Here is a 23829-nt window from a genome sequence, read left to right on the forward strand (position 1 = left end):
GCTCGGTACTATTCCATTGAAGAGCGTCAATGTCCTGGCGGACAAAGCGTACGGGACGCAGGCGCTACGAGACTTCATCACGTCTCAGGAGGGATACTACACAATCCCACCCAAAAGCAATGCAGTGAACCCCTGGCCGTGCGACTTCTATCTTTACAAGGAGCGACATCTAATCGAAGGCTTCTTCAACCAGATGAAGGAGTTCAGGCGTATAGCCACACGCTATGATAAGCTCGCGCATGTCTTTCTGGGCGCGGTTTACGTTGCAGCAATATGGGTATGGCTTAAGTAATTTTCAGACACACCCTAGTCAAAACGAGATCCGCTAAGGAGGCGCATGATGGGGGCACTCTATCGGTTCCTACTGAAAAGTCACTGGCATTCCCGCCGGCGCGTCCTGCTGGTGGGCCTCTTAGTGCTGCTCACCTGGGTGGCATGGTTCTGGTTTGCCCAGCAGAATGCCGCCGAGATGCGGCTCAATAATGAGATTCGGCAGGATAATGTTACTTTGATTACCAAAGGGTTCCCGATGGCCAGTATCGTACCGCCGAGTCCGCAGGCGACAGATAAGGTAGGGCTGACTGACTTCTTTGCCGCCGTTCAGCAGAAAAGGGCCCTGACTGCGGTGCAGCAGACCCAGAATGAACTGGCAGCGACCCGGGCGGCCTTCCAGGATAACTTCATCCTGCCGCTGGGAGCGGGTGCTTTGCCTGGTACGGACCGCTTCGGCCCCATTTCCTTTACCCAAACGCTGCGCCACCGGGCACAATTGGCTAAACAGCTGCAGACCGAGCGCCAACCGCCGGTGTCCATGCGGTACGGCACCCAGGATTGGAGTTTCCTGATCAGCTTCCTGCCAGTATTGACCTCCATTGTTGGCATCCTCGTGGTGACACTGGTCTTATTTGTAGAAGAAATCAGCGACACGATCAGCGCCCGCCGGCGTTTGCTGGCCTGTCTGCCCGGTCGGCGGTGGCAGTTATTTGTTGCCCAGTGCCTGGTCTTTTGTACCGATGCCGCACTGACAGTCGGCTTGATGCTGGGCGGCGGGACCGCCATGGCCGTTTTGCGCGGCGGTCATTTGCGGGCGGACTATCCGGTACTCACCCGCGTTTCCGGGACGATCGCCATCTGGCCGGCGTGGCGGGTGGTGTTAGGGACACTGCTGCTTTTTATGCTCGGCCTCATCCTGCTGTATCTCTTTGGCCGCTTGGCCTTAACCTATATCATTCGGATCAAGAGCGATCTGGGCCGGATGCTGCTGGCGATGGCGGCATACTTGGTCCTGGTCGGGCAGGCGGCCGTGAGTTTGCTGCCGAATCTGACCGGGATCCTGCTCAGCTGGCTGCCGTTGAATTACCTGCAGGCCAGCCGGTTGTTCTTCGGCACCGATTATTTGCCCATGCAATCCATGTACATGCAATCGCTGGATCGGTTTGGCCAGTTCGGCCGGTATGGTCAGGCAGCGGTGATGCTGCCGGTGAGCAACCTAAGTTATTACGATGGCGGCACCATCAGCAATCTTTTCCCACCCAGCCAAGCCGGGCAGGTGGGACTGCTCACGGCTGTCGGCAGCTTAACAATCACGGGCGCGCTGATTGCCGGTTGGCTGATGTGGCGGGCGACGAAACGGAATGAACTGATTTAGAAAGGCGGTGCTGGTATGTGGTGGGAATTTCGGCAATGGCGGCGGCAGTGGCTCAACTGGGCGCTGTTTGCGCTGGGCTTCGCGGTGATTCTGGGCAGCTATGTTTATGCCAGCAACCAGGCCCAGCAGGCCAACGCCCGGGAATACGATACCCTGCTGGCCGAAAGCCAGCAGCTGGCTGATGCTGATAAAAACTTGGCCGATCAAACGCAGACGGAGAAAGTGACCAAGCAGCGTGCAGCCATTCAACGGGAGCAGACGATCATCAGCCGTTATGGGCGCGCATTGACGGGTCATCGCAGGAACCTGCTGTCGCACCGGTTGGCCTATTACCGCCTGCTCCAGCACCCGGCCTTCCCATTTTCACAGCGCAGTGCGACCGTCATCCACCAAGCAATCACGCGGGACAGATACTTGCAGCAGCACGAACTTGTCCCGCGGGAAAACGTGTCGTCCTTAACCCCGGCGGCCGCCTTTGGCCGCAGCCAAAACGCCGCGGTCTTTCTGCTCATTTTGAGCCTCTTGGTTCTGCAATTTGGCGGCCTCTTCGCTCGGGATTGGGAAACGGGCAGTATTCGGCTGTTGCTGATGCTGCCCCAGGAACGTCAGCGGCTGAGCCGGCACAAGCTGGGGCTGGCCCTGGTGATTGCCGGCAGTGAGCTCGTGCTTTGGTCAGTATTCGGCTATCTGTTGGCCGCTATCCGGTCGGGGCAGCGATGGGGCGGCGCGTATCCTTGGCGTGCGGTGGGCACTTGGATCGTGACCTTGAACAGCGTCCTGCTGACCAACATGTTGACCATCATTCTGGTCAGCACGCTCGTGATCGTTCTATTATATTGGCTCAGCATTCTGTTACGGGATCGGTTTACGGTGATCGTGGCCATGATCGCGGTCCTGGGCAGCGGCGCGCTGTTCTTCGGCGAGGCGAGTACGAATCTGCTGGCGGCTTTGAACCCATTCTATCAGTTGGGTCTGAGTACCCATGTTGGGTTGCGGAATGTGCTGGTCTATGGCACACTCATGGGTATTACCGATACCGCACTGATTCTCGCTGCATTAGTCGGCGGTCATTTCTGGTGGCGGAAATCGACGAAGTGAGTGTTGCTTTCACTCGCCGTGCATGGTATTATTTTCAAGGTGCTTTTTCATCCAGTGTTTCCATTAATCGGAACGTGCTGAACTGACTGATGGGCATTATTAAGTCGAATAATCCAGGGTTTTCCTATTTTTTTAGACAGTGGGGCACGCCTGGATATGTGGACAGCAAATAAATCCAAAATTTGGAAGGAGACCCATATACATGCCAACAATTAACCAATTGGTACGTCAAGGTCGTAAGTCTCGTACATCCAAGTCCGATGCTCCTGCATTGAACTTTGGCTACAACAGTATGAAGAAACAATTGACAAATAATCCTGCACCGCAAAAGCGGGGCGTTGCAACTCGTGTCGGTACTATGACACCGAAGAAGCCGAACTCCGCTTTGCGGAAGTACGCTCGTGTGCGCTTGTCTAACTTGATCGAAGTCACTGCTTATATTCCTGGTATTGGCCACAACCTGCAGGAACATAGTGTTGTCTTGATCCGTGGCGGCCGTGTTAAGGATTTACCTGGTGTTCGTTACCATATCGTCCGTGGTGCATTGGATACTGCGGGTGTTGATGGCCGGATGCAAGGCCGTTCCAAGTACGGTGCTAAGCGGCCGAAGAAGAAGTAATTAGTTCCACCAATCAAGTAAACGTACAGGAGGTTTTTGCACAATGCCAAGAAAAGGACATGTTCCGACACGCGACGTCTTGCCGGATCCGATTTATAATTCAAAATTAGTATCTCGTTTGATCAACCACTTGATGTATGACGGCAAGCGGGGGACTGCAGCAACGATCCTTTACCATGCCTTCGACATCGTCAAGGAACAAACCGGTAACGAACCCTTAGAAGTCTTCGAACAAGCCATGAAGAATGTTATGCCTGTTCTGGAAGTTAAGGCTCGTCGGATCGGTGGTTCTAACTACCAGGTACCGATCGAAGTACGCCCTGAACGGCGGACCACATTAGGTATGCGCTGGCTCGTTAACTACGCTCGTCTGCGCGGCGAACACTCCATGGAGGAGCGTTTGGCTGGCGAAATCATGGACGCAGCGAACAACACCGGTGCAGCCGTGAAGAAGCGTGAGGACACTCATAAGATGGCCGATGCCAACCGGGCATTCGCACATTACCGCTTCTAATCGACGCTGTTGGCTATTCCTTGGATCGAAGTCTGGTTCACCGGATAGCCAACTTTTTCTAAACGAAACGGTGCCAGAAGCCGAACAATACCGACCTCTGGTCTGCCAGCAGCGAACGTCTGCATGAACAATTGACGGACTGCGCTGACCAGCCTCATCTTGAATGGGCCAACGCAGCAGTAAACATGTAACAATATTGGAAGGAGAAACATTAATTCATGGCAAATACGCGTGAATTCCCCCTCGCCAAGACCCGTAACATCGGGATCATGGCCCATATCGATGCGGGGAAGACGACCACGACTGAACGTATTCTGTACTATACCGGTAAAATTCACAAAATCGGTGAAACCCACGAAGGGGCTTCACAGATGGACTGGATGGCTCAAGAACAGGAACGTGGGATCACGATCACTTCTGCGGCAACAACGGCCCAATGGAAGGATCACCGGATCAACATCATTGATACCCCAGGACACGTGGACTTCACAATTGAAGTAGAACGTTCCCTGCGGGTACTGGATGGTGCGATCACTGTTCTGGATGCCCAGTCTGGTGTTGAACCGCAGACAGAAAACGTTTGGCGGCAGGCGACCACGTACAGCGTACCGCGGATCGTGTTCGTCAATAAGATGGATAAGATTGGCGCCGACTTCGATTATTCCGTACAGACGCTGCACGATCGCTTGGGTGCGAATGCTCACGCCGTGCAAATGCCTATCGGGGCCGAAGATTCCTTCGAAGGGGTCATCGACTTAATCGATATGAAGGCCGACCTTTATGATGAAGATGAACTGGGTACTAAGTGGGATACAGTAGATGTTCCTGCTGATTACTTGGAACAAGCCAAGAAGCGCCGGACGGAATTAGTTGAAGCCGTTGCCGACGTGGACGACGACATCATGGAGAAGTATCTGGAAGGCGACGAAATCAGCAATGATGAATTGCGTGCTGCTATCCGTCGGGCCACCATCGACTTGAAGTTCTACCCGGTTTTGGCTGGGTCAGCCTTCAAGAACAAGGGTGTGCAGATGCTGTTGGATGCCGTTATCGACTATCTGCCGTCTCCGTTGGATGTTAAGCCGTACAACGCCAAGGATCCTGAAACTGGCGATCCCGTTGAACTGGTTGCCGGCGACGACAAGTCCTTTGCCGCGTTGGCCTTCAAGATTGCCACCGACCCGTTCGTTGGCCGTCTGACTTACATCCGGGTATACACCGGCTCGCTGGAATCTGGTTCCTACGTGCTGAATGCGACGAAGGAAGTCCGTGAACGGGTTGGCCGTCTGCTGCAAATGCACGCCAACCACCGTCAGGAAATTCCTGAAGTCTTCTCCGGTGATATCGCCGCCGCCATTGGTTTGAAGAACACCACCACTGGTGACTCTTTGACTGATCCGGATCATCCCTTGATTCTGGAATCTCTGGAAATTCCGGATCCCGTTATCCAAGTATCGATCGAACCTGATTCCAAGGAAGACCGGGACAAGCTGGACAACGCGATTCAGAAGCTGTCTGAAGAAGACCCGACCTTCCAGGCCGAGACAAACCCGGAAACTGGTCAAACGCTGATCGCCGGCATGGGCGAACTGCATTTGGACATCATGGTTGACCGGATGCGCCGTGAGTTCCACGTGGCCGCTAAGGTCGGTGAACCGCAGGTTGCTTACCGTGAAACCTTCACCAAGGAAACTTCTGCCCAAGGCCGGTTCGTTCGTCAGTCCGGTGGTAAAGGTCAATATGGTGATGTTTGGATTCAGTTCACACCGAATGATCCGGGCAAGGGCTTCGAATTCGAAGACGCCATTGTCGGTGGTGTTGTTCCCCGGGAATACATTCCGGCCGTTGAACAAGGTCTGAAGGAATCCATGGCCAATGGTGTATTGGCTGGCTATCCGCTGATCGACGTCAAGGCTAAGCTGTATGACGGGTCTTACCACGAAGTCGATTCCTCTGAAGCGGCGTTCAAGGTTGCTGCTTCTCTGGCTCTGCGGAACGCTGTCCCGACTGCCGGTGCAGTGATCCTCGAACCGATCATGAAGGTCGAAGTCGTTATGCCTGAAGAATACTTGGGCGACGTCATGGGCCAGATCAATGGTCGCCGGGGCCGGATCGACGGCATGGAAGACCGCGGCAATGCCAAGGTAATCAATGCCTTCGTACCGTTATCCGAAATGTTTGGTTACGCGACAACCCTGCGTAGTGCGACTCAGGGCCGTGGTACTTTCACCATGACCTTCGACCACTACGAAGCGACACCGAAGAGTATCCAAGCTGAGATCATCAAGAAGAACGGCGGCAACAACAATCCGCGTGAAAACTAAGATTGATCTGCTAAGTCGTTAAACAGCACCCTGCAGCGCTTTCTCTATATAATAGAGACGGTGTTGCGGGGTGCTTTTTTTGCGTGAGGGCGGAGCCGACCGGTTAGAAGTGTAGCCAGAAGACCCGGCAGATAGAAAACCCGGGCTTAGGTTTTATGTCTGCCGGGTCTTCTGGCCTAGCTTCTGGTCGGCGCAGCCCGTTAATGGCGGAGCAGGGAAGAAAAGAGGCAGCCGTCATGGGGAAGATTCGACAGTATTTAGTGCACGGCGCCATCTTCGCCACGGTGGCCTTAGCGGCGTGGCTGGTGTTTTATTGTCTGGATGTGTACGAAGGCGACGCGACGGGACTGGAATTGTTCGGGGTCTGGCTCTTTGTGGGCGTGAGCGGTTTGTTGTGGCTGGCGGTACTGGTCAACTTTCTACGCAAACGAGTCCATAATCGCGAGAATAGATAAATTTTTTTAGGCTTGCCAAACATACTCCGGTGTTCTATCCTAGAAAGTGAATCAAGAATGATTCTAAATTGGAGGAACCGAAATGAGTTTTATTGGTAAAACACTGCCGGACTTCACGGTCAAAGCCTATCAAAACGGTGATTTTCATGATGTCAGCCGCACTGATATGCTGGGTCACTGGGCCATTCTGACCTTCTATCCGGCAGACTTTTCCTTTGTCTGCCCGACGGAGCTGGGCGATCTGCAGGACCATTACGAACAATTCAAGGCCCACAATGCGGAGGTGTACTCGGTCTCTGAAGATACGGAATTCGTCCACATGGCGTGGCACGATCAGAGCCCGACCATCAAGAAGATTCAATTTCCGATGTTGGCTGATCCGGCCGGCGTTTTGGCCAATGCTTTAGGTGTCCGGGACGAGGCCAGCGGTCAAGCATTTCGGGGGACGTTCATCATTGACCCTGAAGGCAAGATTCAATCCTATACGATCAACAACATGGGTATTGGCCGCAATGCAGCTGAGTTCCTGCGCACTCTGGAAGCTGCCCAGTTCGTGGCGGCCCACGGGGATCAGGTATGTTCTGCCAATTGGCATCCGGGTGAAAAGACATTGAAGCCTGGTGCCGCCCTAGTCGGCAAGATTTAGTCTGGCAGACAGCAAAACAGGATTCACGGCACACCGATTGGGGTGTGGGCCGCGAATCCTGTTTTTTGGGTGCGCGGGTTAATTAGGCCGGCGCCACAGTGAAACTGAAATCAATGTCGCGGCTGGCGGGAATATGGTATTGCTTGGCCACATCTGCCCCCCAACTGTCGATTCCGCCGACCCCGCGAACCGCCCCGAGAATGCTGAGCACGGTCCGCCGGGCTGGGGGCAGTTCTTCAATGTGCGTGGCGTTTTCTAACTCTTCCGCTGTGTAGGGCAGACAGGAGAAAGCAAACGGGGCATCCACGCTGCTGATCTGCAGGCCGAACTCGCCTGGGTGCAGATTCGTATTGTCCTGGGTGGTTCCCCGGGTGACTTTGACCCACTTAGTGGCCATGTGCACGCCGCAATCCTGCGGCACCAGGTACGGCGTGACCGGCAGCCCCTGAACCGTATACGTGCCAGGCACCCCGCCAGCCATCCGGTCGGGGTATGTCTCGCCGGACAGGCCGGCGTATTCATAGCGTACGGCCTTAGTCGGCATGATCAGCCGGAACCCGAAGACGGGCAGATCCGGCAGATTCGCGTTGCCGGTGTAGTGCACGTGCACGGTTAATGTCCCGTCGCCGGCGATGGTGTACGTCACCTGGACCGCCGTGGTGGGGATCGTGACGGTCGTAAAGTTGATCGTGACCTCAACGCCGGCGGCGTATTCGTGGTCTGAATACTGATTGTTGCTCGGCGCAATGGGCAGGTCGATGGGCTGCCCGTCGATTTTCACCGTAGCGCCAGCATCTTGGATGAACATGTCCGCGCCCAGCCATTGGACAGACTTCTGGGAAAAGCCATTGCCTCGGTCATTATCCGTAGTTGCCCGCCAAAATGTCGGCAGCGGCGTACGGTACAGCCATTCTTTGCCGTCGATCACCAGGGATTCCAGCCCGTGGCGGGTGTAATTGAAGATGTATTGGGTCCGGGCGCTTTGCACGCCCAGGGTCACGTCACCATAGATGACCCGTAATGGTTTACTTGTCGTATCGGCCATAGTAGCAGCGCACCTCCTGTAATGCGGGTTTCGGTGTCCGGTCAGCGAAGAGCAGACCGTCACCAGAGAATTCATAGTCGGCCGGCCGATCATCGAAGTCGCCGCCGTAGCGCAGCACATGCTGGCCAGTCACCGGATCGGTGATGGCGATGGCTTGATCAATGAAGTCCCAGATGAAGCCGCCGGTATACTGCGGGAAGCGGTCGATCAGGTCCATGTAAGCCTGCATGCCGCCCAGCGAGTTGCCCATGTCGTGCATGTACTCGCATAGTAGGAACGGCTTCTTCGGGTGATCGCTGAGATACTTGACGATGTCGTCAGGGTGGGCATACATCCGGCTTTCAACGTCAGAAATGCGATCTTCGTAGGCGCGGTCATGGACGACGCCTTCATAGTGGACCAAGCGGGTGGGATCGACGGTCTTGAAGTAATGATTCATCGCTGCAATATTATCGCCGGCGTAAGACTCGTTGCCCAGGGACCAGAACAGAATCGCAGTGTGGTTCTTGAATACCTCATAATTCGTCTTGGCCCGGTCCAGCACCACGTCCCGCCATTCTGGGACAGAGCCCGGTACATTATAGGAAGGCTCCACGGCGCCCATCTTTTGCCAGGTGCCATGGGATTCCAGGTTCGTTTCGGCCATCATATAGATACCGTTCTCGTCGCACAGGTAGTACCACGGAATCTGATCCGGGTAATGGCAGGTGCGTACCGCATTGATATGGTTGGTCTTCATCGTGTGCATGTCGTGGAACATGTCGGCTTCGGTGATCGCCCGGCCGCGCTCGTCGTCCCACTCATGGCGGTTGACCCCATTGATGATCAGCCGCTGACCGTTCAAGCGGATCACCCGCTCGGCGTTAATTTCAATTTTGCGGAAGCCGAACTGATAGGGCACGATTTCTAACAGTTGACCCTGACCATCCCGCACCTCCAGATAGAGTTGATATAAGTAGGGATGGCGGTGATCCCACAGATGGACGTGAACTAGCGTGTCGCTGGTGATCGTCTGACTGGCGGCCACTGGCTGCGTGGTGTCCAGCAAGGTTTGGCCCTCGTCGTCTCGGATGATGGCGCGGACGGTGGCATCGGGAGTCACGGGACTGAACTGCAAGTCCAAGCGCACGACACCGCTTTGCAAATCATCTGCCAGTGTCGGCTGGATGTGCAGGTCTCCGATGTGCGCCGCCGGCTTGGCCAGTAAAGTGACATCCCGAAAAATGCCGAAGAACCGGAAGAAGTCCTGATCCTCCAGGTAAGCGGCTGTACTGCGCTTGAAGACTTCCACGGCCAGGCGGTTGCTGCCGGCCTGCAGGTAAGGGGTCAGATCAAACTCGGAGGGCGTGAAGCTGTCCTCGGCGTAGCCCAGGAAATGACCGTTGAGCCAGAGGTACATGGCCTGTTCAACGCCGGCAAACTGAATGGTGACCGCCTTGTTAGCAAATTCTGGGGCGAGGGTGAAGTCGGTGACATACTGGCCCACCGGATTATCCTCGGCGGTACTGAACATGCCGGCTCCACTGGTGTCCTGACCCACGGTATGGGCCGGCCGGCGGAAATGGTGGCCTTCCCAGGGATACATCGTGTTAATGTAGTGCAATTTGGCGTATCCGGCCAGTTCGATGTGTCCAGGCACATCAATTGTGTCGAAGCCGCTGGTATCGAAATCAGCCGCCCAGAAGTCCTTCAGCCGCGCCTGGGGATTAGGCGCGTAGTGGAAGTGCCACTGCCCGTTCAGACTTTGGCTGAGACTGGAATCATGGGCGTCAATTTCATGGTAATGCTGATAGAAGCGGTGGTCGCTATGGGCCGGCAATTGCCCCACCCGAAAAGTCTGAGGATCGTCCAACCACCGAATATCGGATTCCACAATAATTCACCTCGTATTTGAAATTAGCCTCTGACAGGCTTTACAAGGATAGTGTAAGCCGATTCAAGGGGGTGAAAGTAGGGGTGAATGGCCAGAAAAGTATGAAGATTTGAAAGCCGCACAGAATTAAAAAAGCCGCCCACCAGAAATGGCGGCGGCGCGGGACTGTGGTGCTACTTCAATTGATCTTTCACCTTTTGCGGGACCTTATCGGCAGCCACAGGGCTCGGACCTTCGACAACGCGGGTTTGTGATACCTTGCCGGTGATGTAGATGCCCTGCGTCAGCGGTTTGGGATCCAGCGCGCTGATTTCGAAGGGAACGGTGACTTTGGAGCCGTCTTCCCGGACAAATTCGAAGGTGTAGTCGTAGGAGTACAGCTGCTGCCCGTTATCCGTAACTTTCTTCCCGTCGGCATCCACCGTTTCCGTGCGCGGCGGAGTCGTTTTCACCACAGCATAAGAGGTCTTGCCATTATAGGTCGCATTCCAATAGCGGTAGCCGAAGAACGCGGCGACAATGAGCAGGGCGAACAGGATGACGGTCAGTATTTTCTTCATGGAATTTTCCTCCGATTGATTGATTGAAAATAGTATAGCGCCGCCTGCTAGGTTGTGCGCTAACGAATTCGTAAGGCAAAGAATGATAGGTACCTGCATAGTTTGACAAAGTCAAAAGTTGGGTGTATTCTAGGAATATGTTAGGTACCTGATATTAAGGGCCCTAACTAAAACAACTCAAGGAGACGATTTTCTATGACTGAACAAACCGATAACCTGTTTCGCGCTTTCCGTCGTTTTGGCCACCTGACCCGGCGTTTTGCCTGGCAGCAGCCGCAACCGCCCCATCATCATGGGCAGGCCCGCCTGCTGGCGGTGATCGCCCATGAAAACGAGCCGACTTCGGCCCAACTCGCTGAGATCCTCGACATTCGGCCGTCCTCCGTTTCTGAATTATTGAAGAAACTGGAAGATGCCGGCTTCATCACTCGGGAGCCGGATCCCGATGACAAGCGGGCCAGCCGGATCCACATCACCGATGCCGGCCAAGCCAAGCTGACGGAAGCCCAGCAGGCCCAGACTGACTTCGCCGACCAAGCCTTCGCGGGGTTGACCGACGAGGAACAGCAGCAATTGCTGACTCTGCTGACCAAGGCTGATGAAAGCCTGGCGGCGAAGGTTCAAGATGGCCCGGATATTCCCGATGGTCCCCGCTTCGGCGGACCAGGCCCGCGCCATGGCGGTCCCTTCGGCGGTCCGCACCACGGCCCCCACGGCTTTGGCGGCGGCCCGCGCCGGGACTTTCGCCACGACGGCTTCCAAGGCCGCGCGTTTTAAGCAGTAACGCAGTGCCTATTCAATAGAAGAAACCCACAGCTCGGCAACGCGAACAACGCGTCCTGCCGGGCTGTTTTGGTGTCCGCTGGATTTCGTGGTACAATGCTGGGTAACGCATTGAATGAGGCAAAAGAGGTCTGAGCTTGCAAGAAAGCGCCAGCGCTTGCTGCATGCCAGCCTCTTTTTTTCTGCAAATCTCAATTCCTGCTTGTAATCAGGCAGGCTATCTTGTAGAATATCAAAGGTGCTGTTTTTTCAGGGGGGATTAATATACCCCCGATGGAGAACAGGATCAAGTAGCGCAGACGCAGGAGGTTGCGACACGCCCGGATGCTTTGCCACGGGTTAAGCCGGAAATTTCTGCCGAGCTAGTCTACTTTGCGAAAATAGACGAAGGAGGTCACAACATGGCAAAACAAAAGATTCGTATTCGTTTGAAGGCATACGAGCATCGGACTTTGGACCAAGCTGCTGATAAGATCGTGCAAACCGCACAACGTACCGGCGCTCAGATTTCTGGCCCGATCCCGCTGCCCACAGAACGCTCCCTGTATACGGTGATTCGTTCACCCCATAAGTACAAGGATTCGCGTGAACAATTCGAAATGCGGACACATAAGCGCCTGATCGATATCATTGATCCGACGCCCAAGACGGTTGATTCACTGATGAAGCTGGATCTGCCGAGCGGTGTCGATATCGAAATCAAGCTGTAAACAAATTAATTCAAATTTATTGGAGGTGTACTCATGGCCAGAAAAGGTATCTTAGGAACAAAAGTGGGAATGACTCAAGTCTTTACCAAGAACGGCGAGCTGATTCCGGTGACTGTCATCAAGGCAGAACCGAACGTGGTCTTACAAGTTAAGACTCCGGAGACAGACGGCTACGAAGCGGTCCAACTCGGCTACGACGATCTGCGTAAAGTATTGAGTACCAAACCTGCGCAAGGTCATGCAGCAAAAGCTAACACGACGCCTAAGCGCTACATTCGGGAAATTCGCGATGTTGCGCTAGACGATTATAAAGTTGGTGCGACAGTTACAGTCGACGAATTCAAGACAGGCGACATCGTTGATGTCACCGGTCGTTCGAAGGGCCATGGTTTCCAAGGTAACATCAAGAAGAACAACCAGTCCCGCGGTCCTGAAACCCACGGTTCTCGTTACCACCGAGTACCAGGTTCAATGGGTTCCATCATCAACCGGGTATTCAAGAACAAGGCTCTTCCTGGTCGTATGGGCAACCACAAGGTCACTATGCAAAACCTTGAAGTGGTGTCCACTGATACTGAAAACAACGTGATTTTGATTCGGGGCAATGTACCTGGCGCAAATAAATCATTAGTAACGATTCGTTCGACCGTTAAACACGGCAAGCTTAAGAAATAATCATTCAGAGAAAGGAGGAGCACTAAATGGCAGACGTCACATTATACAAGCAAGACGGCAGTGAGAACGGCACAATTACGTTGAATGACGAGATCTTCGGTGTTGAACCGAACAACAGCGTCATCTTCGACGCCGTGATCATGCAACGGGCTGGTCAGCGCCACGGCACCCATGCGGTTCTTAATCGTTCCGCAGTCCGCGGCGGCGGCCGCAAGCCTTGGAAGCAAAAGGGTACTGGCCGGGCACGGCAAGGTTCGATCCGGGCACCGCAATGGCGCGGCGGCGGTATCGTCTTTGGCCCGACCCAACGGTCCTATGCCTACAAGTTACCGAAGAAGGTTCGCCGCTTGGCAATCAAGTCCGCACTTTCGCAAAAGGTTCTTGACGGTGATTTGATCGTTGTTGATACCTTGAAGTTCGACAGCCCGAAGACGAAGGAATTCGCCAATGTCCTGAAGAACCTGAAGGTGGCCAGCAAGACACTGATCGCTTTAGAAGCAGGCAACGAACAAGCTGCTTTGTCCGCCCGCAATCTGGCCAACGTTACCGTTGTCCCAGCAACCGGCGTTAACGTCTTAGACGTTGTGAACAGCGACAAGCTGATCTTGACCCAAGCAGCGCTTTCCAAGATTGAGGAGGTGCTCGCATAATGGCAGCAAGAGATATCATTTTACGCCCCGTTGTCACCGAACAATCCATGGCCCTCATGGACGACAAGAAGTACACGTTCGATGTTGCAATCGGCGCGAACAAGATCGCTGTGAAGCATGCAGTTGAAGAAATCTTTGATGTTCATGTCAAGTCCGTGAACATTGCCAACATCAAGCCGAAGAAGAAGCGGGTTGGCCAATACATTGGTCGGACCAAGAAGCGGCGCAAGGCAATCGTTACGTTGTCTGCAGACAGCAAAGAAATCAAACTGTTCGAAGAGTAATCCACGTCACACATTTTGAATAATTAGGAGGGGAATCGCTTGGCCATTATTAAGTATAAACCGACGACAAACGGCCGTCGGAATATGACCGGTTCCGACTTCGCTGAAATTACTAAGTCGACGCCGGAAAAGAGCCTGCTTGAATCCAAGAATCGGATCGCAGGTCGTAACGCCCACGGGCACATCACTGTTCGGCATAAGGGCGGCGGTCATAAAAAGGCCTACCGGATCATTGATTTCAAGCGTATCAAAGATGGTGTTAAAGCTACGGTAAAGGCAATCGAATACGATCCTAACCGGACTTCCAACATCGCTTTGCTGGGCTACGAAGACGGCACTAAGTCTTACATCATCGCTCCCAAGGGTCTGCAAGTTGGCTCAACGGTTGAATCCGGCGACAACATTGATATCCAAATCGGGAATACCATGCCTCTGGGCAACATTCCTGATGGGACAACGATCCATAACGTTGAGTTGAAGCCTGGCAAGGGCGGCCAATTGGCTCGTTCTGCTGGTACATCCGCTCAAGTATTGGGTAACGAAGGCAAGTATACGCTGGTTCGGCTCAGCTCCGGCGAAGTACGGATGATCATTTCGACCGCCCGTGCAACTATCGGTTCTGTTGGTAATGAACAGCATGAATTGATCGCCATTGGTAAAGCCGGCCGTAAGCGCTGGATGGGCGTTCGCCCGACAGTTCGTGGGTCAGTTATGAACCCTAACGATCACCCGCATGGTGGTGGTGAAGGTAAAGCTCCGATCGGTCACCCGTCTCCGATGTCCCCGTGGGGCAAGAAGACCTTGGGTAAGAAGACCCGGAACAAGAAGGCCCGCAGCGAGAAGCTTATTGTCCGCCACCGCAAGAGCAAGTAAGCATGACTTATTTACTCATTTCACTTTACGCATAAGGGAGGTTTACGAATGGGTCGCAGTTTGAAAAAAGGACCGTTCGCGGATCAGTCATTACTGAAGAAGATCGAAGCCCAAGAGGGTCACGATAAGAAGACAGTAATCAAGACTTGGTCCCGACGTTCCACGATTTTCCCAAGTTTCGTTGGTAACACGATTGCCGTTTATGATGGTCGGAAGCACGTCCCGGTTTATGTCCAAGAGGACATGGTCGGCCATAAGTTAGGCGAATTCGTACCGACCCGGACTTTCCATGGTCACGGTACCGACGACAAGAAGACAGCAGCACCTGCAGCACGTCCTGCAGCACGTTAGTAAGGGAGGAAAGAACTCATGGCTGATACAGTTACCTCAGCAACTGCCATCGCGCGGACAGTCCGCATCGCTCCCCGAAAGGCGCGTCTGGTCATTGACTTGATCCGTGGACGCAGTGTTGCGGAAGCACTGGCAATTTTACAATTTACGCCCCGTGCTGGCAGCCCGATCATCACGAAAGTGCTGAAGTCGGCAGTTGCCAACGCTGAGCACAACTTTGATCTTGAAGCCCAAAACTTGTTTGTTTCTAAAGCATTTGTCGACGAAGGCCCAACCCTCAAGCGGTTCCGCCCCCGTGCCAAAGGCTCAGCATCAGCAATCAACAAGCGCACGAGCCACATCACGGTCATCGTTTCTGAAAAAGAAGAATAAAGGAGGGAATTACGAGTGGGTCAGAAAATTAATCCGACCGGCTTCCGGGTTGGTGTCATCCGCGACTGGGATGCGCGCTGGTATGCCGAACGCAAAGACTTTGCAGATAACCTGCATGAAGACCTGGCGATCCGTAATTACATCGCCAAACGATTAGTTGACGCCTCCGTTTCCCGTGTGGAAATTGAGCGGGCTGCTAATCGGGTGAATGTTTCCATCCATACCGCTAAGCCAGGAATGGTGATCGGTAAGGGCGGCGCTGAAGTGGAAAACTTGCGTAAAGAGTTAAACAACTTGACAGGCAAGCGGGTCCACATCAACATCGTGGAAATCAAGAAGCCTGATCTGGATGCCCACCTGGTTGGCGATTCTGTTGCCAAGCAGCTGGAAGCCCGGATCGCCTTCCGTCGTGCACAACGGCAAGCTGTTCAACGGACCATGCGCGCAGGCGCAGAAGGGGTCAAGATTCTTGTCTCCGGTCGATTGAATGGTGCCGATATTGCCCGGAAGGAAATGCAGCACCAAGGTTCTGTGCCTTTGCACACCCTGCGTGCCGACATCGACTATTCATGGGATGAAGCCCATACAACTTACGGTAAGTTAGGTATCAAGACTTGGATCTACCGTGGCGAAGTACTGCCTGGTCAAAAGCCAGTTGCAGATGACGCTGGTCCCAGCCAAAATCAACAACGGCGCAATGACCGTCCTCAACGGCCGCGTCGGAACAACAACAGCAGAGGAGGGAAATAATCCATGTTAGTGCCTAAGCGTGTTAAGCACCGTCGTGAATTCCGTGGTAAAATGCGGGGCGCAGCTAAAGGCGGCAAGACAGTTGAATTCGGCGATTATGGTTTGGAAGCACTCCAATCGCACTGGATCACCAACCGTCAGATCGAAGCGGCGCGTATCGCCATGACCCGGTACACCAAACGTGGTGGTAAGGTCTGGATCCGTATTTTCCCTCATAAGTCCTACACTGCTAAAGGTGTCGGCGTCCGGATGGGTTCCGGGAAAGGTGCACCAGCTGGTTGGGTATCACCCGTTAAGCGTGAAAAGATCATGTTCGAAATCGGCGGCGTATCCGAAGAAGCAGCCAAAGAAGCACTGCGGTTGGCTTCAAACAAGCTCCCAATCAAGACTAAGATCGTTAAGCGTCAGGAAGTAGGTGGCGAATCTAATGAAGGCTAAAGATTTCACAAAGGAATTACGTGGTTTGTCCACTGACGAAATGCTGAAGCGTGAGCAACAGTATAAGGAAGAGCTTTTTAACCTCCGTTTCCAACAGGCGACTGGCCAGTTGCAAAACACTGCGCGCTTGTCTGTCGTTCGCAAGAGCATTGCCCGGATCAAGACTGTCTTGCGCGAGCAAGCGGCGAATAAGTAATCGGAAGGGAGAAAGTAAACTTGAGCGAAGCAACTACTGAACGTAACCACCGTCACGTCTATCAAGGCCGCGTCGTAGCAGACAAAGGCGATAAGACGATCACGGTCGTTGTGCAAACGTACAAGACGCATCCCGTATATAAGAAGCGGGTCAAGTATTCCAAGAAGTACTATGCCCACGACGAGAAGAACGAAGCCAAAGTTGGCGATCTTGTACGGATCATGGAGACCCGTCCGTTGTCCAAGACCAAGCGCTTCCGATTACTCGACATTGTGGAGCAATCGAAGTAACGCACGTCGTGACGAAAGGAGGAAACACAAGTGATTCAACAAGAAACTCGGTTGAGTGTCGCCGATAACTCCGGTGCCCGGCAACTGCTGACAATCAAAGTCCTGGGTGGCTCTAACCGCAAGACGGCGAATATTGGTGACATTATCGTCGCAACTGTGAAACAGGCTACACCCGGTGGCGTTGTCAAGAAGGGTGACGTCGTCAAGGCTGTTATCGTCCGGACTGTATCCGGTGCACGCCGTGTGGACGGCTCCTACATTCGTTTCGACGAGAATGCAGCGGTCCTGATCAATGCGGACAAGAGCCCGCGGGGAACTCGTATCTTTGGCCCCGTTGCGCGGGAATTGCGTGAACACGACTTCATGAAGATCGTGTCTTTAGCACCGGAAGTACTTTAATTCCACCAATTCCATAACAGCAAGGAGGCAAAAACATGTTTGTAAAAACCGGTGATAAGGTCCGGGTCATTGCAGGCAAAGACAAGGGCAAGGAAGGTACCGTCACTAAGGTATTTCCCAAGCGCGACCGTGTCATTGTCGAAGGTGTGAACAAAGTTAAGAAGCACACCAAACCGTCCCAGGCTCAACCGCAAGGCTCAGTTCAAGACGTCGAGGCAGCCATCCACGCTTCCAATGTTCAATTATTGGATCCCAAGGATAACCAACCGACTCGGGTCGGCTACAAAGAAGTAGACGGCAAGAAGGTTCGTTATGCCAAGAAGTCTGGCCAAGCAATCGAATATGCCGCTCCTGTCGCAAAGTCTGACGAAGACAATGCGGACAAGGACGACAAGAAGTAATCTGCCAGCGAAAGGAGGACTACACCTAAATGGCTAATCGTTTAAAAGAACGTTACACTAAAGAAATCACTCCGTCTATGATGGAGAAGTTCCACTACTCTTCCGTGATGCAAGCACCTAAGGTCGCAAAGATCGTGCTCAACATGGGTGTCGGTGACGCTGTATCAAACGCCAAGAACTTGGACAACGCCGTTGATGAATTGCGCCTGATCGCTGGTCAGCAACCGCTCATCACCAAGGCTAAGAAGTCCATCGCCACATTCCGTTTGCGTGAAGGGATGTCCATTGGGGCTAAGGTCACACTGCGGGGCGACCGCATGTATGACTTCCTGGACAAACTGATCAATGTTTCTCTTCCCCGTGTGCGTGATTTCCGTGGGGTCAGCAAGAATTCCTTCGACGGCCGGGGCAACTATACTCTGGGTATCAAGGAACAACTGATCTTCCCTGAAATCGACTACGACAAAGTTGATCGGGTTCGTGGTTTGGATGTCGTCATCGTTACGACTGCCAAGACTGACGAAGAAGCTCGGGAACTGTTAACCCAAATCGGCATGCCGTTTAGCAAATAAGGAGGAGCACTTTGGCTAAGAAATCTTTGATCGTCAAAAATGAGCGGCCTGCTAAGTTTAGCTCGCAGGCCTACACCCGGTGCAAGCGCTGTGGTCGGCCACACTCTGTTTATCGTAAGTTCAAGCTCTGCCGGATCTGCTTGCGTGAACTGGCGCATGAAGGTCAGATTCCCGGTATGCACAAAGCGAGCTGGTAATACCAGTCAGAAGGAGGTTAAAACCACATGGTCATGACTGATCCGATTGCAGATTACTTAACACGGATTCGTAACGCCAATATGGTGCGCCACGAATCATTGGAAGTACCTGCATCCAAAATGAAAAAAGACATTTCTGAAATCCTGAAGCGTGAAGGCTTCATCCGGGACTACGAAGTCATCGACGATGACAAGCAAGGCATCATTCGTATCTTCCTGAAATACGGCAAGAACAATGAGCGGGTTATTTCCGGCTTAAAGCGGATTTCCAAGCCTGGCTTGCGCAGCTACGTTAAGTCTAGCGATGTACCCAAGGTCTTAAATGGCTTAGGGATCGCCATCATTTCCACGTCCCAGGGCGTTATCACGGACAAGGAAGCACGGGCAAAAGATGTCGGCGGCGAAGTAGTTGCCTACATTTGGTAATTCATTACTAGAGGAGGTGTAACACAGTGAGTCGTATTGGTTATAAAGCCATCACCGTCCCCGCTGGGGTCACGGTAACTGTTAATGGCGATCAGTTGACTGTCAAGGGGCCGAAAGGCGAAATGACTCGTCAATTCGATCCGGCCATCAGCATCAATCAAGAAGACAATGAGATCCATCTGGATCGGCCGAATGACAGCTTGAAGGCAATCCACGGTACCACCCGGGCCAACCTGAACAACATGGTGGTCGGCGTGACCGAGGGTTACACGAAGAAGCTGCAATTGGTTGGGGTCGGCTACCGGGCCCAATTGAAGGGTGACACGTTGATTCTGAACGTTGGTTACTCCCACCCGGTCGAGATGCACGCCCCCAAGGGTGTTAAGATCGAAGTGCCGTCTAACACAGAAATCAACCTGAGCGGTATTTCTAAGCAGGTCATTGGCGCTTTTGCTGCCACGATCCGCGAAGTTCGGCCGCCGGAACCTTACAAGGGTAAAGGTATTCGCTATGTTGATGAATACGTACGCCGTAAGGAAGGTAAGACTGGTAAGTAATCTTTACCAGCTGTTTCGTGGAACTATAGCCGCACCGGCATACTGGTGCGACTGCAAATAATCGTATGAGGTGAACATTGTGATTTCGAAACCAGATAAAAACAAGACGCGGCAACGGCGTCATGCACGTGTCCGCGGCAAGCTTTCTGGTACTGCTGAGCGCCCACGTTTGAACATTTTCCGTTCTAATCAACACATCTACGCGCAAGTAATTGATGACGTAGCGGGTGTTACGCTCGCAAGTGCCTCAACCATCGAAGCTGATTTGGCCCAAGGGACCAAGACAGAACAAGCTGCTAAGGTTGGCGAAGCTGTTGCCAAGCGTGCAGCGGATAAAGGCGTCAAAGAAGTTGTATTTGATCGTGGCGGTTACCTGTACCACGGCCGGGTTGAAGCCTTGGCCGAAGCTGCCCGTGAAAACGGCTTACAATTCTAATCAAAAGGGAGGCAAATACTTTTATGGCAGTTATCGATCCGAGTCATTTAGATCTGGAAGACAACGTTGTATCGATCAACCGGGTTACTAAGGTTGTCAAAGGTGGCCGGCGTCTGCGGTTCGCCGCCCTGGTTATCGTTGGCGACCATGAAGGCCATGTCGGTTTTGGTACCGGTAAAGCACAAGAAGTACCGGAAGCAATCCGCAAGGCTGTCGAGAATGCGAAGAAGAACCTGGTTGAGTTGCCCATCGTGGGCACAACGATTCCCCATGAAGTGATCGGTCACTTCGGTTCTGGTCGTATTCTGTTGAAGCCGGCCGTTGCCGGGTCCGGGATCGCTTCTGGCGGTGCCGTCCGGTCAATCATGGAACTCGGTGGCGTTGGTGATATCACCAGTAAGTCCCTGGGTTCGAATACGCCCATCAACGTCATCCGGGCTACTTTCGACGGGATTGCTCAAATGAAGACCGCTGCTGAATTAGCAGATCTTCGGGGCGTCTCCGTTGATTCACTCACTGCTGAATAGGAGGCATCACCGTGGCACAATTGAAAATTACGTTAGTACGTTCCGTTGCCCACCGGATCCCCGAACAGCGTTTGGTTGTGAAGGAATTAGGCTTAGGGCGGGTCAACAGCACTGTTACGCTGCCGGATAACGCAGCAACACGCGGTGCCCTGACCAAGATCGCACACTTGATCGACGTCAAAGTCGTAGAGGACTAAAAAAGCAATTAAGGAGGTGCACGATTTGAAGTTACATGAATTGCAACCCAGCACCGGTGCACGTCATGCCCGCAAGCGGGTCGGCCGTGGCACAAGTTCCGGCTATGGTAAGACAGCCGGTAAAGGTACCAAGGGCCAATTGGCTCGTCAAGGCGGCAAGACGCGGCTCGGTTTCGAAGGTGGCCAAATGCCTTTGTTCCGGCGCATGCCGAAACGCGGATTCAGCAACATTAACCGCAAGGAATATGCTGTGATCAACCTGCAAGATCTTAACCGGTTCAACGACGGCACTGAGATCACTCCGGCACTCCTCGTCGAATCCGGCGTGGTTAAGAAAGAATTATCCGGAATCAAATTGTTGGCGAAAGGCGAACTGACTGTTAAGGATCTTAAGATCCAAGTCAACAAGTTCTCACCAGCCGCCAAAGATGCTGTTGAAGCAGCAGGCGGTACTGTTGAGGTGATTTAATGTTTGCTACTATTCGAAATGCCTTTAAGGTCAAGGAGATCCGTAACAAGATCTTCTTCACTCTGGGCATTTTCATCGTGTATCGGCTGGGTGCGCAAATTGCGGTGCCGGGAATCGATGCGGCGAGTTTGACCAAGATCTCCCAAACGGGTTTGATCCCGTTACTGGATACCGTCTCCGGTGGGGGCTTGGCCAACTATTCCATCTTCTCGATGGGGGTTTCTCCATACATCACCGCTCAAATTGTCGTCCAGCTGCTGCAGATGGATATCATTCCGAAGTTTGTGGAATGGAGCAAACAGGGTGAAGTGGGACGGCGCAAGCTGAACCAAGTGACCCGTTACCTGACGATCGTCCTGGGCTTCTTACAGTCCATCGGGATCACTGCGGGATTCAACGCGTTGAGTCAGTATAAACTGGTCAACACACCTGGTTGGGGCACCTATATCACCATTGGGATCATTCTCACTGGTGGGACGATGCTGCTGACTTGGTTGGGTGAACAGATCACCGATAAGGGGATCGGCAATGGGATTTCCATGCTGATCTTTGCCGGGATCATCGCCCGTCTCCCCAGCGGTATCTACCAATTGATTTCGCAGCAGATTATCAACCAAGAGGCTGGCAATCTGTTCCTGGGTATTCTCGTGTTGGTTGCGATTGCCGTCGCGGTTCTGCTGATTGTGCAGTTCACGACGTTTATGCAGCAAGCTAACCGGAAGATTCCCATTCGTTACACCCGACGCGCCGTGGGTGGCGGCAGCGAAAGCTACCTGCCTCTGAAGGTGAACGTCGCCGGGGTAATTCCCGTCATCTTTGCCAGTTCGTTCATCGTGACGCCCCAGACCATCCTGATGGTCTTCCAGGAGAAGTTCGGTGATACGACTTGGTATCAGACCCTGTCCAACATTTTCAGTATGCAGACGACCACTGGGGCGATTATTTACACCGTTCTGATCGTGCTGTTCACTTTCTTCTATGCGTTCGTCCAAGTTAATCCCCAGAAGGTTTCTGAAAACCTGCAAAAGCAGGGGAGTTACATCCCCAGCGTTTGGCCTGGGAAGAGCACAGAAAAATACCTGTCCGGTGTTTTGATGCGGCTTTCCACAGTCGGGGCTTTATTCTTGGGTGTGATCGCACTGCTGCCGCAGTTAGCAGCCAACATTTGGGACTTGCCGCAATCCATCGGGTTGGGCGGTACCAGTTTGCTGATCGTCGTCGGGGTAGCCCTCGAAACGGCCCGGCAGTTGGATGGTTTGCTGATGAAGCGGAAGTACGTCGGATTTATTCGAGAATAGGAGACAAGCGACATGAATTTGATGTTAATGGGGCTGCCGGGTGCTGGTAAGGGCACCCAAGCCGAAAAGATCGAAGATACCTACCCCATCGTGCATATTTCCACTGGCGATATGTTCCGCGAAGCCATGGCCAATGAGACCCCTGTGGGTCTGCAGGCCAAGAGTTTCATTGATCAGGGCAACTTGGTGCCGGATTCCGTCACCAACGACCTGGTCAAGGAACGTTTGAGTCAGCCGGACGTGGACAAGGGTTATATGCTGGACGGTTATCCGCGCAACATTGACCAGGCTCACGCACTGGATGGCATTACTGCTGAAGTGAAGAAGCCTTTGGATGCGGTCATCGATATCCAGGTTGCCCCGGAGAAGCTCGTGAAGCGGCTGTCAGGCCGGTTCATCTGCAAGTTCTGCGGCGCCACTTACAATAAGTACTTCAATCCGCCGAAGGTTGCCGGTACATGTGATCGGTGCGGTCATCACGAGTTCTATCAACGGGACGATGACAAGCCTGAGACCGTGAAGAATCGGTTGGACGTGAACATCAAAATGAACACGCCGCTGCTGGATTTCTATGATCAGAAGGGAATCCTGCACCGGGTCAATGGTGATCAAGATATTGATCTGGTATTCGCAGAGGTTCAACAAGTTCTCCAAACATTTACGCACTAATCCGGTGCGCTTGGCAATCAGTGATTGCTGTGGTAAACTGGGTCAGTATGTTGTGTGGGGGTAGCTCGCACATTTTTTTGCGTATTGTAGATAATTTGAGGAGGATGCCTTCTTGGCCAAAGACGATGTCATTGAAGTCGAGGGTAAAGTAGTCGATACATTACCCAACGCAATGTTTAAAGTAGAACTGGAGAATGGCGCCACGGTGTTGGCCCACGTTTCCGGTAAGATTCGGATGCACTACATTCGGATCCTGCCTGGCGACCGGGTCACTGTGGAGCTGTCGCCGTATGATCTGACCAAGGGCCGGATCACCTACCGCTTCAAGTAATACTGCCAGCTTCAGCTGGTTGAAGTGAGTAACACACAAAGGAGGAAACGTCATTATGAAAGTACGTCCGTCTGTTAAACCGATGTGTGAACACTGCAAAGTTATCAAGCGTAAGGGGCGCGTCTGCATCATCTGCTCCGCAAACCCGAAGCACAAGCAGCGTCAAGGTTAATTAACAACATTAATTTGGAGGTGA

General features: G+C 53.1%; 37 protein-coding genes. 34 read left to right on the plus strand and 3 right to left on the minus strand.

The features are described from left to right. The 8 genes from H627_RS0111255 to H627_RS0111295 all read left to right on the plus strand — a co-directional run. On the plus strand, nucleotides 1-292 hold a 292-nt coding region (locus H627_RS0111255), incomplete at its 5' end, for an IS5/IS1182 family transposase (RefSeq protein WP_027829036.1). Between the two features lie 45 nt (nucleotides 293-337). Next, nucleotides 338-1648, plus strand: a complete 1311-nt coding sequence (locus H627_RS0111260; RefSeq protein WP_152319455.1) for a hypothetical protein — start codon at nucleotides 338-340, stop codon at nucleotides 1646-1648. A gap of 15 nt (nucleotides 1649-1663) precedes the next feature. Further along, the gene (locus H627_RS0111265; RefSeq protein WP_027829038.1) at nucleotides 1664-2746 is read left to right on the plus strand and encodes an ABC transporter permease subunit; all 1083 of its coding nucleotides are present in this window, start codon (nucleotides 1664-1666) and stop codon (nucleotides 2744-2746) included. A 202-nt stretch (nucleotides 2747-2948) separates the two neighbouring features. Beyond that, nucleotides 2949-3365: a 30S ribosomal protein S12 gene (gene rpsL, locus H627_RS0111270; protein ID WP_027829039.1), complete on the plus strand. Its 417-nt coding sequence runs from the start codon at nucleotides 2949-2951 to the stop codon at nucleotides 3363-3365. A 43-nt stretch (nucleotides 3366-3408) separates the two neighbouring features. Further along, nucleotides 3409-3879 (plus strand): 30S ribosomal protein S7, encoded by a 471-nt coding sequence (gene rpsG / locus H627_RS0111275; protein WP_027829040.1) that lies wholly within the window; start codon nucleotides 3409-3411, stop codon nucleotides 3877-3879. A gap of 218 nt (nucleotides 3880-4097) precedes the next feature. After that, nucleotides 4098-6203, plus strand: a complete 2106-nt coding sequence (fusA, locus tag H627_RS0111285; RefSeq protein ID WP_027829042.1) for an elongation factor G — start codon at nucleotides 4098-4100, stop codon at nucleotides 6201-6203. A 236-nt stretch (nucleotides 6204-6439) separates the two neighbouring features. Beyond that, on the plus strand, nucleotides 6440-6658 hold the full coding sequence (locus H627_RS0111290; RefSeq protein ID WP_027829043.1) for a hypothetical protein: 219 nt from the start codon (nucleotides 6440-6442) through the stop codon (nucleotides 6656-6658). An 82-nt stretch (nucleotides 6659-6740) separates the two neighbouring features. Beyond that, a complete protein-coding gene (locus tag H627_RS0111295; protein WP_027829044.1) occupies nucleotides 6741-7304 on the plus strand; it encodes a peroxiredoxin in 564 nt (187 codons plus the stop codon). 82 nt (nucleotides 7305-7386) lie between these two features. Here the strand turns inward: H627_RS0111295 and H627_RS0111300 are convergent, their stop codons facing one another. From H627_RS0111300 to H627_RS0111310, 3 genes are all read right to left on the minus strand, one after another. Next, nucleotides 7387-8349 carry a beta-galactosidase small subunit gene (locus tag H627_RS0111300; RefSeq protein ID WP_027829045.1) on the minus strand — a complete coding sequence of 321 codons (963 nt, stop codon included), beginning with the start codon at nucleotides 8347-8349 and terminating at the stop codon, nucleotides 7387-7389. After that, complete coding sequence (locus H627_RS0111305; RefSeq protein WP_027829046.1) at nucleotides 8330-10222, minus strand: glycoside hydrolase family 2 TIM barrel-domain containing protein; 1893 nt, start codon at nucleotides 10220-10222, stop codon at nucleotides 8330-8332. The genes H627_RS0111300 and H627_RS0111305 overlap by 20 nt, the downstream gene beginning before the upstream one ends. A gap of 173 nt (nucleotides 10223-10395) precedes the next feature. After that, a complete protein-coding gene (locus tag H627_RS0111310; protein WP_027829047.1) occupies nucleotides 10396-10782 on the minus strand; it encodes a DUF1093 domain-containing protein in 387 nt (128 codons plus the stop codon). 195 nt (nucleotides 10783-10977) lie between these two features. On the opposite strand from H627_RS0111310, the gene H627_RS18065 reads away from it, so the two are divergent. The 26 genes from H627_RS18065 (at nucleotide 10978) to rpmJ (ending at nucleotide 23805) form a co-directional block, all read left to right on the plus strand. Then, nucleotides 10978-11559, plus strand: a complete 582-nt coding sequence (locus H627_RS18065) for a MarR family winged helix-turn-helix transcriptional regulator (protein ID WP_035440813.1) — start codon at nucleotides 10978-10980, stop codon at nucleotides 11557-11559. 407 nt (nucleotides 11560-11966) lie between these two features. After that, nucleotides 11967-12275 carry a 30S ribosomal protein S10 gene (rpsJ, locus tag H627_RS0111320; RefSeq protein WP_022528409.1) on the plus strand — a complete coding sequence of 103 codons (309 nt, stop codon included), beginning with the start codon at nucleotides 11967-11969 and terminating at the stop codon, nucleotides 12273-12275. Between the two features lie 33 nt (nucleotides 12276-12308). Continuing rightward, entirely contained in the window at nucleotides 12309-12950 is a 642-nt protein-coding gene (rplC, locus tag H627_RS0111325) for a 50S ribosomal protein L3 (RefSeq protein WP_027829048.1), read from the plus strand. 26 nt (nucleotides 12951-12976) lie between these two features. Beyond that, nucleotides 12977-13600 carry a 50S ribosomal protein L4 gene (gene rplD, locus H627_RS0111330; RefSeq protein ID WP_027829049.1) on the plus strand — a complete coding sequence of 208 codons (624 nt, stop codon included), beginning with the start codon at nucleotides 12977-12979 and terminating at the stop codon, nucleotides 13598-13600. After that, on the plus strand, nucleotides 13600-13884 hold the full coding sequence (gene rplW / locus H627_RS0111335; protein WP_027829050.1) for a 50S ribosomal protein L23: 285 nt from the start codon (nucleotides 13600-13602) through the stop codon (nucleotides 13882-13884). The genes rplD and rplW overlap by 1 nt, the downstream gene beginning before the upstream one ends. A 39-nt stretch (nucleotides 13885-13923) precedes the next feature. Then, entirely contained in the window at nucleotides 13924-14757 is an 834-nt protein-coding gene (gene rplB / locus H627_RS0111340; protein WP_027829051.1) for a 50S ribosomal protein L2, read from the plus strand. 48 nt (nucleotides 14758-14805) lie between these two features. Beyond that, nucleotides 14806-15108, plus strand: a complete 303-nt coding sequence (gene rpsS / locus H627_RS0111345; RefSeq protein ID WP_027829052.1) for a 30S ribosomal protein S19 — start codon at nucleotides 14806-14808, stop codon at nucleotides 15106-15108. 18 nt (nucleotides 15109-15126) lie between these two features. Continuing rightward, the gene (rplV, locus tag H627_RS0111350) at nucleotides 15127-15480 is read left to right on the plus strand and encodes a 50S ribosomal protein L22 (protein WP_027829053.1); all 354 of its coding nucleotides are present in this window, start codon (nucleotides 15127-15129) and stop codon (nucleotides 15478-15480) included. A 15-nt stretch (nucleotides 15481-15495) separates the two neighbouring features. Continuing rightward, nucleotides 15496-16230, plus strand: a complete 735-nt coding sequence (gene rpsC, locus H627_RS0111355) for a 30S ribosomal protein S3 (RefSeq protein WP_027829054.1) — start codon at nucleotides 15496-15498, stop codon at nucleotides 16228-16230. Between the two features lie 3 nt (nucleotides 16231-16233). Beyond that, a complete protein-coding gene (gene rplP / locus H627_RS0111360) occupies nucleotides 16234-16668 on the plus strand; it encodes a 50S ribosomal protein L16 (RefSeq protein ID WP_027829055.1) in 435 nt (144 codons plus the stop codon). Then, nucleotides 16658-16864 (plus strand): 50S ribosomal protein L29, encoded by a 207-nt coding sequence (gene rpmC / locus H627_RS0111365; RefSeq protein ID WP_027829056.1) that lies wholly within the window; start codon nucleotides 16658-16660, stop codon nucleotides 16862-16864. The genes rplP and rpmC overlap by 11 nt, the downstream gene beginning before the upstream one ends. A 20-nt stretch (nucleotides 16865-16884) precedes the next feature. Next, nucleotides 16885-17154: a 30S ribosomal protein S17 gene (rpsQ, locus tag H627_RS0111370; protein ID WP_027829057.1), complete on the plus strand. Its 270-nt coding sequence runs from the start codon at nucleotides 16885-16887 to the stop codon at nucleotides 17152-17154. Nucleotides 17155-17184: 30 nt separating this feature from the next. Further along, nucleotides 17185-17553 carry a 50S ribosomal protein L14 gene (gene rplN, locus H627_RS0111375; protein ID WP_027829058.1) on the plus strand — a complete coding sequence of 123 codons (369 nt, stop codon included), beginning with the start codon at nucleotides 17185-17187 and terminating at the stop codon, nucleotides 17551-17553. Between the two features lie 35 nt (nucleotides 17554-17588). Beyond that, entirely contained in the window at nucleotides 17589-17954 is a 366-nt protein-coding gene (gene rplX, locus H627_RS18070) for a 50S ribosomal protein L24 (protein ID WP_051225382.1), read from the plus strand. Between the two features lie 29 nt (nucleotides 17955-17983). After that, nucleotides 17984-18526 carry a 50S ribosomal protein L5 gene (gene rplE, locus H627_RS0111385; protein ID WP_027829059.1) on the plus strand — a complete coding sequence of 181 codons (543 nt, stop codon included), beginning with the start codon at nucleotides 17984-17986 and terminating at the stop codon, nucleotides 18524-18526. An 11-nt stretch (nucleotides 18527-18537) separates the two neighbouring features. Continuing rightward, on the plus strand, nucleotides 18538-18723 hold the full coding sequence (locus tag H627_RS19785; RefSeq protein ID WP_081674904.1) for a type Z 30S ribosomal protein S14: 186 nt from the start codon (nucleotides 18538-18540) through the stop codon (nucleotides 18721-18723). Nucleotides 18724-18750: 27 nt separating this feature from the next. After that, nucleotides 18751-19149 (plus strand): 30S ribosomal protein S8, encoded by a 399-nt coding sequence (gene rpsH, locus H627_RS0111390; RefSeq protein ID WP_027829060.1) that lies wholly within the window; start codon nucleotides 18751-18753, stop codon nucleotides 19147-19149. Nucleotides 19150-19175: 26 nt separating this feature from the next. Continuing rightward, nucleotides 19176-19706, plus strand: coding sequence for a 50S ribosomal protein L6 (rplF, locus tag H627_RS0111395; RefSeq protein ID WP_027829061.1), 531 nt, complete (start codon nucleotides 19176-19178; stop codon nucleotides 19704-19706). Nucleotides 19707-19776: 70 nt separating this feature from the next. Next, entirely contained in the window at nucleotides 19777-20142 is a 366-nt protein-coding gene (gene rplR, locus H627_RS0111400; protein WP_035440815.1) for a 50S ribosomal protein L18, read from the plus strand. A 23-nt stretch (nucleotides 20143-20165) separates the two neighbouring features. After that, nucleotides 20166-20669, plus strand: a complete 504-nt coding sequence (rpsE, locus tag H627_RS0111405) for a 30S ribosomal protein S5 (RefSeq protein WP_027829063.1) — start codon at nucleotides 20166-20168, stop codon at nucleotides 20667-20669. Between the two features lie 11 nt (nucleotides 20670-20680). Then, the gene (gene rpmD / locus H627_RS0111410; RefSeq protein ID WP_027829064.1) at nucleotides 20681-20866 is read left to right on the plus strand and encodes a 50S ribosomal protein L30; all 186 of its coding nucleotides are present in this window, start codon (nucleotides 20681-20683) and stop codon (nucleotides 20864-20866) included. Nucleotides 20867-20891: 25 nt separating this feature from the next. Beyond that, complete coding sequence (gene rplO / locus H627_RS0111415; protein WP_027829065.1) at nucleotides 20892-21335, plus strand: 50S ribosomal protein L15; 444 nt, start codon at nucleotides 20892-20894, stop codon at nucleotides 21333-21335. Further along, a complete protein-coding gene (gene secY / locus H627_RS0111420; RefSeq protein ID WP_027829066.1) occupies nucleotides 21335-22633 on the plus strand; it encodes a preprotein translocase subunit SecY in 1299 nt (432 codons plus the stop codon). Before rplO ends, secY begins: the two co-directional genes overlap by 1 nt. A gap of 12 nt (nucleotides 22634-22645) precedes the next feature. Then, the gene (locus H627_RS0111425; protein ID WP_027829067.1) at nucleotides 22646-23302 is read left to right on the plus strand and encodes an adenylate kinase; all 657 of its coding nucleotides are present in this window, start codon (nucleotides 22646-22648) and stop codon (nucleotides 23300-23302) included. Nucleotides 23303-23414: 112 nt separating this feature from the next. Beyond that, the gene (infA, locus tag H627_RS0111430) at nucleotides 23415-23633 is read left to right on the plus strand and encodes a translation initiation factor IF-1 (protein ID WP_022528431.1); all 219 of its coding nucleotides are present in this window, start codon (nucleotides 23415-23417) and stop codon (nucleotides 23631-23633) included. A 55-nt stretch (nucleotides 23634-23688) separates the two neighbouring features. Further along, a complete protein-coding gene (rpmJ, locus tag H627_RS19790) occupies nucleotides 23689-23805 on the plus strand; it encodes a 50S ribosomal protein L36 (RefSeq protein ID WP_081674905.1) in 117 nt (38 codons plus the stop codon). The last annotated feature ends 24 nt before the right edge of the window (nucleotides 23806-23829 follow it).

This window comes from Schleiferilactobacillus harbinensis DSM 16991, from assembly GCF_000425885.1.
GTDB lineage: Bacteria > Bacillota > Bacilli > Lactobacillales > Lactobacillaceae > Schleiferilactobacillus > Schleiferilactobacillus harbinensis.

What these genes read in the sequence shown, in the direction of transcription:
- rpsL (WP_027829039.1), top strand. Translation starts at nt 2,949, where the DNA reads ATGCCAACAATTAACCAATTGGTACGTCAAGGTCGTAAGTCTCGTACA.
- rplP (WP_027829055.1), top strand. Translation starts at nt 16,234, where the DNA reads ATGTTAGTGCCTAAGCGTGTTAAGCACCGTCGTGAATTCCGTGGTAAA.
- H627_RS0111425 (WP_027829067.1), top strand. Translation starts at nt 22,646, where the DNA reads ATGAATTTGATGTTAATGGGGCTGCCGGGTGCTGGTAAGGGCACCCAA.
- H627_RS0111295 (WP_027829044.1), top strand. Translation starts at nt 6,741, where the DNA reads ATGAGTTTTATTGGTAAAACACTGCCGGACTTCACGGTCAAAGCCTAT.
- H627_RS0111290 (WP_027829043.1), top strand. Translation starts at nt 6,440, where the DNA reads ATGGGGAAGATTCGACAGTATTTAGTGCACGGCGCCATCTTCGCCACG.
- rplW (WP_027829050.1), top strand. Translation starts at nt 13,600, where the DNA reads ATGGCAGCAAGAGATATCATTTTACGCCCCGTTGTCACCGAACAATCC.
- H627_RS0111265 (WP_027829038.1), top strand. Translation starts at nt 1,664, where the DNA reads ATGTGGTGGGAATTTCGGCAATGGCGGCGGCAGTGGCTCAACTGGGCG.
- rpsE (WP_027829063.1), top strand. Translation starts at nt 20,166, where the DNA reads ATGGCAGTTATCGATCCGAGTCATTTAGATCTGGAAGACAACGTTGTA.
- rpmC (WP_027829056.1), top strand. Translation starts at nt 16,658, where the DNA reads ATGAAGGCTAAAGATTTCACAAAGGAATTACGTGGTTTGTCCACTGAC.
- rplV (WP_027829053.1), top strand. Translation starts at nt 15,127, where the DNA reads ATGGCTGATACAGTTACCTCAGCAACTGCCATCGCGCGGACAGTCCGC.
- secY (WP_027829066.1), top strand. Translation starts at nt 21,335, where the DNA reads ATGTTTGCTACTATTCGAAATGCCTTTAAGGTCAAGGAGATCCGTAAC.
- rpmJ (WP_081674905.1), top strand. Translation starts at nt 23,689, where the DNA reads ATGAAAGTACGTCCGTCTGTTAAACCGATGTGTGAACACTGCAAAGTT.
- H627_RS0111300 (WP_027829045.1), bottom strand. Translation starts at nt 8,349, where the DNA reads ATGGCCGATACGACAAGTAAACCATTACGGGTCATCTATGGTGACGTG.
- rpsG (WP_027829040.1), top strand. Translation starts at nt 3,409, where the DNA reads ATGCCAAGAAAAGGACATGTTCCGACACGCGACGTCTTGCCGGATCCG.
- H627_RS0111260 (WP_152319455.1), top strand. Translation starts at nt 338, where the DNA reads ATGATGGGGGCACTCTATCGGTTCCTACTGAAAAGTCACTGGCATTCC.
- H627_RS0111310 (WP_027829047.1), bottom strand. Translation starts at nt 10,782, where the DNA reads ATGAAGAAAATACTGACCGTCATCCTGTTCGCCCTGCTCATTGTCGCC.
- rplC (WP_027829048.1), top strand. Translation starts at nt 12,309, where the DNA reads ATGGCCAGAAAAGGTATCTTAGGAACAAAAGTGGGAATGACTCAAGTC.
- rplE (WP_027829059.1), top strand. Translation starts at nt 17,984, where the DNA reads ATGGCTAATCGTTTAAAAGAACGTTACACTAAAGAAATCACTCCGTCT.
- H627_RS18065 (WP_035440813.1), top strand. Translation starts at nt 10,978, where the DNA reads ATGACTGAACAAACCGATAACCTGTTTCGCGCTTTCCGTCGTTTTGGC.
- rpsJ (WP_022528409.1), top strand. Translation starts at nt 11,967, where the DNA reads ATGGCAAAACAAAAGATTCGTATTCGTTTGAAGGCATACGAGCATCGG.
- rpsH (WP_027829060.1), top strand. Translation starts at nt 18,751, where the DNA reads ATGGTCATGACTGATCCGATTGCAGATTACTTAACACGGATTCGTAAC.
- rplD (WP_027829049.1), top strand. Translation starts at nt 12,977, where the DNA reads ATGGCAGACGTCACATTATACAAGCAAGACGGCAGTGAGAACGGCACA.
- rplX (WP_051225382.1), top strand. Translation starts at nt 17,589, where the DNA reads ATGTTTGTAAAAACCGGTGATAAGGTCCGGGTCATTGCAGGCAAAGAC.
- rpsS (WP_027829052.1), top strand. Translation starts at nt 14,806, where the DNA reads ATGGGTCGCAGTTTGAAAAAAGGACCGTTCGCGGATCAGTCATTACTG.
- fusA (WP_027829042.1), top strand. Translation starts at nt 4,098, where the DNA reads ATGGCAAATACGCGTGAATTCCCCCTCGCCAAGACCCGTAACATCGGG.